This window comes from Rothia endophytica, assembly GCF_039543885.1.
In the GTDB taxonomy this organism is placed as follows: domain Bacteria; phylum Actinomycetota; class Actinomycetes; order Actinomycetales; family Micrococcaceae; genus Rothia; species Rothia endophytica.
Map to the genome: position 1 here is coordinate 1,335,923 of NZ_BAABKP010000001.1, position 12,405 is coordinate 1,348,327.

The 12,405-nt window shown below is 53.1% G+C and carries 8 protein-coding genes and 1 riboswitch; of the genes, 3 read left to right on the top strand and 5 right to left on the bottom strand.

What is annotated here, in order from left to right; translation table 11 throughout:
- Position 1 precedes the first annotated feature (1 nt).
- The 4 genes from ABD982_RS05990 to pnuC are packed head-to-tail and all read right to left on the bottom strand — an operon-like array spanning position 2 to position 3,726.
- Positions 2–628 (bottom strand): GTP cyclohydrolase II, encoded by a 627-nt coding sequence (locus ABD982_RS05990; RefSeq protein WP_345445564.1) that lies wholly within the window; start codon positions 626–628, stop codon positions 2–4.
- On the bottom strand, positions 621–1,934 hold the full coding sequence (ribB, locus tag ABD982_RS05995; protein WP_345445566.1) for a 3,4-dihydroxy-2-butanone-4-phosphate synthase: 1,314 nt from the start codon (positions 1,932–1,934) through the stop codon (positions 621–623). Before ribB ends, ABD982_RS05990 begins: the two co-directional genes overlap by 8 nt.
- 5 nt (positions 1,935–1,939) lie before the next feature.
- Complete coding sequence (ribD, locus tag ABD982_RS06000) at positions 1,940–3,019, bottom strand: bifunctional diaminohydroxyphosphoribosylaminopyrimidine deaminase/5-amino-6-(5-phosphoribosylamino)uracil reductase RibD (protein WP_345445568.1); 1,080 nt, start codon at positions 3,017–3,019, stop codon at positions 1,940–1,942.
- Positions 3,019–3,726 (bottom strand): nicotinamide riboside transporter PnuC, encoded by a 708-nt coding sequence (pnuC, locus tag ABD982_RS06005; protein WP_345445570.1) that lies wholly within the window; start codon positions 3,724–3,726, stop codon positions 3,019–3,021. The genes ribD and pnuC overlap by 1 nt, the downstream gene beginning before the upstream one ends.
- A gap of 144 nt (positions 3,727–3,870) precedes the next feature.
- Positions 3,871–4,004, bottom strand: a riboswitch (FMN riboswitch).
- Positions 4,005–4,210: 206 nt separating this feature from the next.
- Between pnuC and ABD982_RS06010 the strand changes: the two genes are divergently transcribed.
- The 3 genes from ABD982_RS06010 to ABD982_RS06020 all read left to right on the top strand — a co-directional run bounded on the left by ABD982_RS06010 (position 4,211) and on the right by ABD982_RS06020 (position 11,531).
- Positions 4,211–5,572, top strand: coding sequence for an MFS transporter (locus tag ABD982_RS06010; RefSeq protein WP_345445572.1), 1,362 nt, complete (start codon positions 4,211–4,213; stop codon positions 5,570–5,572).
- Positions 5,573–5,687: 115 nt separating this feature from the next.
- Positions 5,688–10,490, top strand: coding sequence for a DEAD/DEAH box helicase (locus tag ABD982_RS06015; protein ID WP_345445573.1), 4,803 nt, complete (start codon positions 5,688–5,690; stop codon positions 10,488–10,490).
- A 348-nt stretch (positions 10,491–10,838) separates the two neighbouring features.
- Positions 10,839–11,531, top strand: a complete 693-nt coding sequence (locus ABD982_RS06020) for a DUF6318 family protein (RefSeq protein ID WP_345445575.1) — start codon at positions 10,839–10,841, stop codon at positions 11,529–11,531.
- Positions 11,532–11,535: 4 nt separating this feature from the next.
- Here ABD982_RS06020 and ABD982_RS06025 read toward each other — a convergent pair whose 3' ends face one another.
- The gene (locus ABD982_RS06025; RefSeq protein WP_345445577.1) at positions 11,536–12,339 is read right to left on the bottom strand and encodes a tetratricopeptide repeat protein; all 804 of its coding nucleotides are present in this window, start codon (positions 12,337–12,339) and stop codon (positions 11,536–11,538) included.
- Positions 12,340–12,405: the final 66 nt, after the last annotated feature.

Consider the following 12,405-nt stretch of genomic DNA (forward strand, 5'->3'; position numbering starts at 1 on the left):
GTTAGAAGGTCAGGCGGTGACGCATGCGGTCACGTTTGGTGGCTAGATAGCGAGCATTTTCGGCCCGCGGGGTGATTTCATCGGGGACCAGTTCGGTGATGGTCAGCCCCAGCTCTTCCAGTGCCTCTGCTTTGGCAGGGTTATTGGTGAGTAACCGCAACTGCCTGATACCCAGTTCCTTGATCATCACCACTGCCTGGGTGTAGTCTCTGGCATCTGCTGGCAGCCCTAGGGAGAGGTTGGCGTCCAGGGTGTCTAGCCCGGCGTCCTGTAGGGCGTAGGCCCGCAGTTTGTTAACCAGGCCAATTCCGCGGCCCTCGTGGTTACGCATGTAGATGAGAACACCGCCTTGTTCGGCCATCATTTCTAGGGCCTGTTCGAGTTGCGGGCCGCAGTCACAGCGGTAGGAGCCAAAGATGTCGCCGGTAGCGCATTCGGAGTGAATACGCACCAGTGGCGCTTGGTTTGCCTGCGAGCGGATCTGGGGCTGCCCTTCAGTGGGTAAGGCCGTGAGAGCTAGGTGCTCGCTGCCATCGGCAAAACCAAATGCCTGCATCAAGAAAACCCCGTGAGGGGTGGGAACGGTGACGGGTTCACTGGTTTGGGTGAGACCTGTTGGGTTAGTCATGCTGACTCTCCAGGTAGCTGACTAGGTCAGCAATAGAAATCATGGGCAGGTGGTGTTCGGTGGCAAAGGTACGCAGGGCATCAAAGCGCATCATGAGGCCAGTGTCGTGCACTAGCTCGGCGATGACTCCTACTCCGGATAGTCCCGCAAGCTGAGTGAGTTCAACCGCGGCTTCGGTGTGGCCGGGGCGCTGGCGCACCCCGCCGTCTACTGCGCGGAGGGGCAGGATGTGCCCGGGGCGGGTGAGATCAGCCGGGCCGGACGCCGCGTGGGCCAGTACCTGCACGGTGCGGGCGCGGTCAGCGGCCGAAATGCCGGTGGTTACTCCCTCTCGGGCATCGCAGGTGAGGGTGTAGGCCGTGCCCTTGGAATCCTCATTGTGCTGGACCATGGGCGGTAGGTTGAGGGTGTCAGCTCGCTGGTTACTCATGGGAGCGCAGATGACACCTGAGGTGTAGCGCACGGTGAAACCCATGAGATCAGCGGTGGCGTGTTCAGCGGCGAAGATGATATCGCCCTCGTTCTCGCGGTCCGCGTCATCGACCACCACGACCGCTCCCCCACGTCCAATCTGTTCGATGGCGTCTTGGATGGTATCTAGGGCGGACGGCGTTTGAGTTTCGGTCTCGGGGCTAGCCGGTAGGGTGGCGTCTATACCCAAACCCGCAATTGCACCGGATACTTCCAGTAACCGCTGAACGTATTTGGCGAGGGCGTCGGTTTCAAGATTGACGGTGTCCCCCACCTGAACGTGGCCCAAGGTGGTGGCTTCTAGGGTGGCAGGAATCAGCCCCACCTCGAACCATGGATTCGCCTCCCCGGCCGGTGAAACCGCGGTGATGGTGAGGGAGACACCAGAAATAGTAATGGAGCCCTTGTGTGCCAGCTGGCCTGCCAACTCACGGGGCACGTGCACGCGCAGGGTCCGCCAGCTGGCGTGGTCTTCAACCCGAGCAATGGTGCCCAGCCCATCTACGTGACCTTGCACCACGTGCCCATCAAACCGCCCACCGGCGGGCATGCAGCGTTCTAGATTGACGCGGGAAGCCGGAGTTAACGTGCCCAGGTTAGTACGAGCCAGGGTTTCACCCATCATGTCAGCGGCAAAAACGCCCTCACCCAGTTCCTGGGTGCGGGTAGCGGTTAGGCATACCCCATTAATGGCAAGCGAGCCGCCGTGGGCAAGGTCAGAGATAATCTCCCCGGCATCGACGGTTAGTACAGCTGACTCCACCTCGCCGCTGGCAGAGGTGACAGGTTCGAGCGAGAGGACGGTGCCGGTTGCAGCAACAATTCCTGTAAACATGTGGGTTACCTTTCGGACGGCGCAGGGGTACCCTGCTGATCGGTAAGAAGTAAATGGGTGGCAGTATCAGCCCCCAACTGGCGGAGGGCAGGCTGTAACCCCAAATCATCGAGTTGCCAGTGGTGGGCTTGGCTGAGGGTATCGACCCCAAGGTCGGTCACGGCAGCGCGTCCTGCTCCTAGAAGCAGCGGGGCTCGATACCAATTCAGTTCATCGACCAGATTTGCTGCCAAAAAAGCCGATAGCACCGTGGGGCCACCTTCAATCATCAGGTGGCGCACTCCCCTGCTATAGAGTTCAGCAGCAGCGATTCGCGGGTCACGAGTAGCCAAGTGAAGTGCTTTACCTGCGAGAGTTTCAGCAGCAAGGTGAGAGTGGGGCGGCAGGGTATGGCCCATAACAGCGCGCAGGGGCTGGCGGGGTGCCAGTTGCCCATCGATTCGTGCGGTGAGCTGGGGATTATCGGCTTTAACTGTGCCGGTACCCACCAAAATGGCATCCGCCCGCGCTCGGAGAGTGTGCCCATCAGCGCGAGCTTCTGGGCCGGTAATCCACTTGCTGCTACCATCAGCCGCCGCTATGAAGCCGTCTAAGCTTGAGGCAATTTTGGCGGTGATGAAAGGACGCCGACCGGCGGCGGCAAACCATCGTGCGTTTAGCTCATAGGCTTCTTGTTCCAGCAGCCCGTGGCTTACCTGAACTCCGCGGCTCCGCAGATAGTCGGCGCCGCCGCTGGCTTCAGCGGTGGTATCGGCGTAAGCGTAGATCAGCTCCCTGATTCCGGCTTCCGCCACTGCATGAGAGCAGGGGCCGGTGCGGCCGGTATGGTTGCAGGGCTCAAGCGTGACTAGCATGCGGGCACCGCGCAGATCTGTGCCTGCCTGGTGAGCGCGGGCGAGGGCGTCCGCTTCAGCATGAGGGGTGCCAGCACCTCGGTGCCAGCCAACGCTCAGCACTCGGTTCTCAGGGGAGAGAACTACCGCACCCACCAGGGGGTTAGCACCACGCTGCCCACACCGGGCAGCATGTAGAGCAAGAGCCATAGCCTGAGAGTCGGTGAGTTCTTGCCCGATATTCCCTAGCATTAGCGGACATCTACCGTGGGATCAGGGAAGGCTGTTTCGACCTGAACACGGGCAGCTTCCTGGTTGCGGGTGCGCCACCATACAAAGAAGCCAATGAGGGTAAAGATACCGTAGAAGATGTACATAAAAGCACTGGCGTAGTAGCCGGCGCTCCACAGCAGGGGCACACCGACGATATCAACGGCTACCCAGACCAGCCAGAACTCTACCCAGCCTTTAGCCATGCCGTAGGTTGCCAGCAGGGAGCCAGCGAAGATCCAAGCGTCAGACCACACCGGCTCATAGGAGCCGAGGGCACGGAAGATTGGGGTCAGCACGCCAGTACCAATCAGCATGAAAGCGACCATGAAGAGGCGTTCTTTCCAACTAGCCCACTGGGGAATGACGGCGGCTTGGGTACTGCCGCTATGACGCGTTTGGTTCCAGCGGTACCAGCCCCAGATTGAAACGGCAATGAACATGATTTGACGCCCGGCTTGCCCCAGCAGGTTAGAGGTGCCGTAGCTCGTGCCAAAGAGGGTACCCAAGAAAACGGTGAGGAGCAGAAGATTACCGATAATGCCCACCGGCCATGCCCACACCTTGCGGCGCATACCGCCCAGGGCCGAAAGCAGACCAAAAATGTTGCCAAGGACTTCGCGCACCAACAGGGATTGGTTATCACCAATCGTTATTTGAGCGTCGAAGAGCCACCGTAGAAAATCCATATGTTTCCCTTATGCTGGTGGCTCCGGGAGAACAAACGGACTACGGGCAGAGGCTAAAACTGAGGACGCCGCTGCGCGGCGCACTGGGTTTTGGCCGGTGCAGGTACCCCACCCCACCGGGTGTAACAGTGGGACGATTGTTTGTTCGTGCTACCTTCCATCCAGACTGTACTGTCTGCCAAGGAATTTCACCTTGCAGGTATCGGGCACTCAAGAGTGCCGTCAATTAGCGGGCTGTCACCGCAGGTTCGGATTTTCACCGGGTCCCGGAGCACGATTTTTTATTTATGTTTCAGTTATAGCACAGCAGCACCCCTTTCTATTCCCTTGTCGACCGCCACCAATTATCGTTGAGGGATTCCCTACTGTTTGGCGGGGTTAAAAGCCATGAAATATACTGTCTTATAGAGGCGGTCCGCTAGGTTTTAACCGCCGCTCTGGGATAAAGTCATGGTGACTTTATTACCTTTGAGAAATGTTTCCTATGCCCTCCCACAACCTCCCACCGGGTACACTAGCCAGCATCCCGGCGTCCACCGATGACCTCAATGACCGCCTAGATCAACTGCCCGTCACCCGGCGTCATGCTCGCCTCTTAGGAGTAACCGGTATTGGGTGGGCTCTTGACGCCATGGATATCGGGCTCATTTCTTTTGTCATGGCTGCCCTGATAGCACACTGGCAGATTAGCCCTGGGCAAGCCTCCTTGCTTGCCTCTCTCGGTTTTCTGGGGATGGCACTGGGGGCAACTTTCGGCGGAAAACTCTCTGATAAGTACGGCAGACGGCACATTTTTGCCATCACCCTTCTGGTCTATGGGGTGGCTACAGGGTTATCAGCTCTGGCCCTCACCTTTACCACCTTGCTGGTACTGCGTTTCATCGTAGGTCTGGGTCTAGGCGCTGAGCTTCCGGTTGCCTCCACCTATATTTCTGAATTTTCACCCAGCAGAGTGCGCGGCCGCATGGTGGTCATTCTTGAAGCATTCTGGGCTCTAGGGTGGATTGCTGCCGCCCTCATCGGGACCTTCGTCGTAGGCAGTTCTGAAAACGGCTGGCGATTTGCCCTCGCTTTTGGCTGCATCCCGGCTGCGTATGCAGCGGTGGTACGGCTAGGTTTGCCAGAGTCAGTGCGCTATTTGGTGTCCCGCGGACGCCGCGAAGAAGCCCAACAGGTTGTTGAAAGTTTTGAGCGGTCGCGGCCTCTGCGTGCTTCTTCTGAAACCACTCAAGCCATCATCGAGGAGACTCCAGATCTTGGGGCTCAAGCAGCAACCTCCATCTGGTCGCCCGCACTCAAACGTCGTACCGGTGCCCTGTGGGTGATTTGGTTCTGCGTCAACCTGGCCTATTACGGGGCCTTTATCTGGATACCCTCACTACTGGTGGCAGCAGGTTTTGATTTGGTGAAGTCGTTTACCTTTACCCTCATCATGACCCTGGCTCAGCTACCCGGTTATGCGGTGAGCGCCTGGCTAATTGAAGCGTGGGGGCGCCGCGCCACCCTCGCCACCTTCTTGGCAGGTTCAGCGCTATCTGCCGTGGCGTACGGTCTAGCCACTGAGCCCTGGATGATTATTACCGCTGGCTGTTTCCTCTCCTTCTTTAACCTGGGTGCCTGGGGTGCTCTCTACGCGGTGGGTCCGGAGCTTTACCCGGTTCAGTTGCGTGGAGCTGGGACCGGTGCAGCTGCTGGCTTCGGACGCCTAGCCTCAATTGCCGCCCCGCTAATCGTCCCGGTGCTCGTCGGTTTGGTAGGGGTCACCGGTCTCTTTGCAGTCTTTGCCGCCGCCTTCTGCACAGCTGCAACCGCAACTTTTCTGCTACCTGAAACAAAAAGTAATTAGTATACCGCCGAGTAATCACAAGAATAAGAATTAATACTCTCTGCGTAATTTTGTAGCTAGATACCGGTCCAGTGATAAACTGCAAAAAATAGTGATAATCAACACAAGGATTGCAATGATGCCTCTTTCAGCTGAATGGCTTAAGAATACAGGAGCTAACGCAGAGTTTCTTCGAAAAGAAAGAGAAAGCGTTCTTGCTTCCTACGAGGCAAGACCAGAGCTTCTAGAAGAACATTTCAACCTTGAAGACCACATTCGTACTGGTGCCTACGCCACAAAACAAATTAATGAGCTGGTACAAAACGCATCTGATCCCATGGAGGGTCTTGAAGGGAAAATAGAAATTCTATTGACCCCAAATTATCTGTACTGTGCAAATGAAGGCATGCCTTTTAACGTCAAAAACATACAGGCCTTGCAGACCGCTTACTCTTCCAGCAAATCAGGTAATGACATCGGCAGGTTTGGTCTCGGTTTCAAGTCCTTGCTTGCCATTTCAGATTCACCTGAGATCTTTACCTCATCCGGTAGCTTCGCCTTTGATAATGAGCGGTTTGAAGCTGATTTAGCTGCCCGTGGGCTCTCCACCGAGAAAACACCGAAGCTGCGCCTCGCCTACGCCATAAATGCCGAACAAGCGATCGCAGAAGACGCAGATCTTGCCCGTATGGTGCAGTGGGCAAGTACCGTCATCCGAGTTCCTCTCACCAAGAGCTTTGACTTCCTACACAAGGAAATTGAGGACTTCAAAGCCCAGTTTCTTCTCTTCAGCGATAAGGTGGGCTCACTCGATCTAAAAGTCACGGTTCCAGGCCATGAAAATCATCGGACTTTCACCCGCACGCCCCACCCCGTTCGGGACTATGAATTCACTATCAATATCGATGGGGACGATACAGTTTGGAGGGTCTTCACAGCAGAGCACCGGCCATCAGCTAAGGCACTTGCAGGAGTCTCTGGTAACACTGCCAAAAGCACCCTTCCCGTCACCTGGGCTGTGCAGGTAGGTGGAAAACGTGCAGGCGGTAGAACCCTAGGTGAGTTCTGGCAGTACTTCCCCACCGCCCAAAAGACCGGTGTACCTGGCATCTTTAACGCCGCCTTCGATATGAGCCCCGACCGCGCCAACATTGGCGAAGGTAGCCTCTTTAACGAAGAAATCATTCAGCGCACGATTCCTCAACTGGTTGCTGCCAACCTTCCCCTCGTGCATAACGAAGACGAACCGGGCAAGACACTTGACTTATATCCTTCAGCTGAGGACGGTGGTGGACGTAGCTGGGCAGAAAAGCTACTGCGAGCCCCGTTATATGCAGCTCTAGCGCAGGTGCCGTCCGTCCCCGCCCAGGACGGAAAATTGTACACACCACAACAGCTCAATCTCCCCTTATCGCCTAAAGCCTTACGGGAACCAGAAAACGAAACGCTACTGCAGTCCTTCTACGAAGAGGTTCAAAAACATCCCGACATCCATTCCTCCTGGGTTCATGCGAGTGCAGCAACTAACTCTACGCGACACAGAATTCTGACTGAGATATTTTCACTCGCAAACAATAAGGTATCTAGCATCAGAGAAATGCTTTCTACATTCGCGCAGAAAGACAGCATTGACATGACCATTTCTGCTATAAAATTCTCCCATACCATTAACCACAACGGAACTGCTGATCAGATAGCGGAAATGCGTAACACCAAATTCTTATGGGATGGTTATAAAAATATTCGCCCACCAAAAGTCAGTGAACTATCAATCACCAACTCTTTGGAAAATATCGAAGGCAACCCCGGCCAATATATTCACCCAGATTTATGCAACAACAAAGAGTGCTCCGTTCTACTTAAAGATTTAGGCTTTAGAATCCAGAGCGGTCTGGTCAAATTTTCCCGCGCCCTCAAGGCACTTCAGAAAAATACCACGGACCCCAATCTTGTAGCCGACGCTTGGCGTGCAACCATTTTTCTTGAAGAACCTGTCGATGAATTAATAAGGGAAATACACCACTATTTCCCAGATGGAACTTTCCCCGCGCTGTGCATGGATGGATCCATCAAACCTGTTAATAAAACCTGGCTACATGGTGGCCTAATCCAAGGCGAGCGGGAGGAAGACTTACATCTTCTTCTGAATCTCAACAGGTTGGGAAATGTAGCAAAACTCGCTGCAACGCTAGGGGCGCACCGCAACCTCAATAACCCCGTCTTACAAAACAAGAATGATGAAACCTACAAGTGGTGGGCTTCTCAAGGTTTCAAAGACTACTGCCGAACACTAAATAATCTAGACGGACTACCCGGAGTATTCCCACATAACCTGAAGGTACCCAATCAATTCCTTACCCCGGGTTTACAGTTGCTCAACTCTGCGTCACAGCCTACCCGAGCCAAGGTAACGCTTAAAGCGCTTGAAGGAAGCATAGATGGCCTTACTCCAGGCCATCCCGTTGAAGATCTTTCCACCTGTACACAATTGCCGACTCCCAACCTGTATTGGATTCTCAAGTACGGGGTTGCAGAAACAAATAAGGGCATCCGAGATGCCTCAGAAATCATTAAGCCACCAGCCGGGTTTCCAGAAGAGCTGCTTGCTATTCCACTGGATGGAGATTTGCGTGAAGCTTTGTACTCTCACAATAATCAAAAATTTACTTTAGAAACCGTCATGAGGGAACTGCACAGGAACGATGACCTAGCAATCATTCATAGGGGGTACAGCCTCCTTGCAGAGCTCACCGAGCTGTCTGCTTCAGGCAGTATCTATTTCAGCGCTATAACACTGCAGGGCGCTAAACCAATGCCTGCATCCAAAATTTACGTGGTTCTGAATGAAGACGCAAAAAACCATATCTTGACTCACCATTCAGGCTACGGGGTGATTATTTCACATTCAGCAGGTGCAGCTAGAATAATGCAAAATCGATTCGGCATGCAATTTGCTGACATAGATTTTGTCACCACTATTGAAACTCACGGAATTAAACCAAAGGGGAAAATAAAGGATTACTACCCACATTTGAGCGATATCAAAGAATTCACTAAAACCTGGTCTCTTTCAAAAATTCGCGTTTCAGAGTGTTCACTTATCAGCAAATCTGTCCAGAACACTTTTGATCAACACACCGAAAAAAAGAATGTTAATTGTATTTATGATACAGAAAGAAAAACAGTTTATTACACGCCTGGAATTAGTTCCTTTCAGATTCTTCAAGTTGCCCTTAAAGGTCTCAAGCTAGAATACAATGCCGCCGATCTATTTAAACGACATCAACAGCTAGCTAAAAGCAAGAATCATGAAAAGCGCATCAATGATGTCAAAAATGCCGCGGATATCAACGAAAAGCTAACCGAGATGCTTGGCGAGGAAAAGCTTCGAAACATAATGCCCGATGAAATATTGGACATAATTGAAAGCGTTACTGGCGAAACTCTCAGCACCGACCAATACGGAACTATCCTAGAAAGCATCCACGGTGTAGACCTGCTGAAAGCGTTGAAACCATACCTCCAGGAAGTTTTCCGCGATAACACACCCATGCAATTTGCCGGTGGCGCCAAGGCACGCAAATTTGTTGACGAGTTAAATCTGGATAAAGCGTTTGCGGGTGAGCGCAACATACGTATGCCTGACCAGGAGTTTTTCACTGGCCCCGTCCGTCTGCCCCCACTCCATGACTACCAGCTGGATGTCAGTAGCAAGATTATTGAGATGCTCAGTCAAGCTACACCCCAGAAAGGCTTTATCTCTTTACCTACCGGATCTGGTAAAACCCGAGTCGCGACAGAATCAATTGTACGGTTCTGTGAAGTCTCAGATAAACCCCATCTGATTGTCTGGATTGCAGGCAGTAACGAACTCTGCGAGCAGGCAGTACAATCCTGGCAAACCGTATGGCAGTGTTTTGGCAAAACTAACGGACAATTAGCTATCAGCCGTTTGTGGGATTCAAGGCGTCCTGTAGAGGCAAAAGATGCTGATTTACAAGTCGTCGTAGCAACTTTCCAAACTCTTAGCCGTTTGGTTGAAGAGGAAATTTACGAGTGGCTCTTTGATGCCCAGATACTAGTAGTCGACGAAGCGCATGGAGCTGTGGCTAAATCATTCACTTCTATATTCCAAAAATTTGGTCGTAGCCCTAGGGATAAAACCCCCCGTGGCCATCTTTTGGGACTTTCAGCCACCCCTTATCGCGGCTACAACGCCGAAGAAACCGAGCAGCTAGCAACTAGGTTTGATCGTAATCTCTATGAACCAATACAGTTTGCTGAATCTGGCGCTCACGAATATCTGCAAGAGATCGAAGTGCTTTCCGAGGTTGATTATGACGTGATTGACGGTATTAAACTAGAGAAAAAAGCGCTAAGTGAAACACAGAAACGTGCGGCAACTGACGAAGATTTACACAATCGTATGAATCGAATGGCGGAGATGAGTCTGGATTTAGAGCAAATTGCATCAAGTCAAGAACGCAATGTCCAACTTGTGGAGCATATTAAAGGGTTAGTTGCTAAGAAGCCGGAAAGTAGCATTATTCTTTTTGCGGCTTCGGTCAAGCATGCGGTTGCCCTGGCTGCTGTACTTAACTTTATGCAAATCTCAGCTGCCAGCGTTTCCGGGTCATCATCTCCAGCTGCCCGAAAGCGAGCAATCGCTGGCTTCAAGTCCGGAGAGTACAAGGTTCTTACAAACTATGGAGTCCTCTCCGAAGGCTTCGATGCCCCGAAATGCGATGCAGTGTATATTGCTCGTCCGGTCTTCTCCCCTAATCGTTATCTGCAGATGATTGGACGTGGCCTTCGGGGCCCTAAGAACGGCGGTAGCAAGACTACCCTAATCGTCAATGTTAGAGACAATACCGATAACTTCGAGCAGAAACTTGCTTTTGATGAGCTGAAAGAAGCTTGGCTGGAACCCAAGAAATAAAGAAATGAACTGCAGTTCCGGAGACTCCTGACCTAACCATAAATGTATGCGGCTTGGTCAGGAGTCTTTAGCTATTGCTACCCGCCTTATTCATTATTTTCTCTTCTAAGCTCAGGTAAGGTTTCGACCAGCCCATATGTAGACGCTCAGACTCTTGGATAAGAAATGTCGTGAACGAGGGCTGTGGATGGTCTCGCGATATGAGAGAAAAACGTGTCACAGTTCAGTTTATTCTCTGAGTTTCCTTGTGGATGAGGTGCTTTGTTAGCCGTGGCACTTTTCCGCCGGTAATACTGGTGCACACAAGAAGCCCAGTTTCGGGCAGACCTCAACCCCGGAGGAAACATCATGTTTCGTTCTACCGCACCCAAAATTATCCCCGCTGTTGTTACTTTTGCACTGCTGTTCAGCGGCTGCGGAGTGCTCAACTTGCCCCCAGCGTCCACCGAGACTAACGCCGAGGGGACGCCGGTAACCAGCGCCCCACCCACCTCAAGCTCGCCTCCCTCTTCAACCGCTGCAACAGAACCAACCGGCAACACTTCTCACCATGAAGATAGCGTCTACACTCCGGCAACGAATAAGGCTCCAGCGCAGAACCCACCACAACCCAAAATCTACGATGAATCCACCGAGTTAACTGCCCGGGGCCTCAGCTACGCCACAATGGATTGGATGGTCAGCCACAACTACGCCGTAACCACCGGCGATAGCACGGTAGCCAGAGCAGCTATCGATAGCAAGACGCTGCCAGCCTTCATAGAAATGTATGACACCTACGATGAGGTCTATCTGCAGGACAGCTGGATTGTAGGAGGGATTATGTATCTCGAACCTGCCCCAAAAAGTTTTGCTGAAACCGAGCAACCCGGTGTTTACAGTATGAACGTTCGCTACGGCCGAGAGTGCGGATCCTGGACAATAGACCACACTGAAACATACGAATGTACGGAAGGCTCCAGGGATATACCAGCGACTATCTTTGCACGTTTTACCGGTGAGCGATGGGTAATTGAGGACCTGCTTTTCGCCCCAGCCTAGCTTCTCACCACCCGCTCTCCTGGCTTTTTTGCAGGGAGAATAGAAGCTCATCTGTAAAAGAAGCATCTTCCCACAGCCCCACAGTTGCAAAGATTTTTTTAGCCTGAATCAGGTGTTCACCAGCCTGATCGGTGTTACCTAGTCGAGCCTGCACTAGGGCAAGCTGTTGGTGAATAGCCCCCAGCAGTTCTTGCTCCCCCAGCTCCTCTGCGCTGTGGTGTGCCTGGGTGAGATAGAGCAGAGCAGTTTCTGTGTTCCCTTGAGCCACCAGCCCCTGAGCCATAGATAGACGGATCTGAATCATCTGGTCGACTTTCTGCTCTGCCTCATAAAGGTCATAGGCGGCCGCCAGCATCTCCTGCGCTTTGTCCTCAGCCCCTTCAGCCCGGTCAAGGCCAGCGATACAGGTCAGGTTATGGGCTGCGTCCAGCGTCCGCCCGCTCCCCTCATAGCCGTAAAGCCCCTGCACATACCAGATGCGCGCAGCAACCAGCTGCCCCATCTGGGCGTAAATTGACCCGACCTCCGTGGCAAAATCTGCCACCTGCTCAGCGTCAGGTTTAATGTCGGTCAGGACGCCGTGCGCACGCTTGACCTGTTCAAGGGAAGTCTCAAGATGACCTAAGTCCCTGTTAGTTTCTGAAGCTACCTTCAGAGCGATAATCAACCCGTAGCTCTCCCCCACTCTTTCAAACCCTGCAATCGCAGTTTCAAGATGGGTCAGGGCCTCTGCCAGCTGCCCTGCCTCCTCAATAAGCTGTTGGGCTGCGCTGAGCGCGCTGTCTGCTTGCTCTAAAGCGATATTCATAGTCCCTGTGTTTTCGGTTCTTGTGCCACGCGAGGCGGTCAAAGGCTGGTGGTTGGTTGGGTCAAA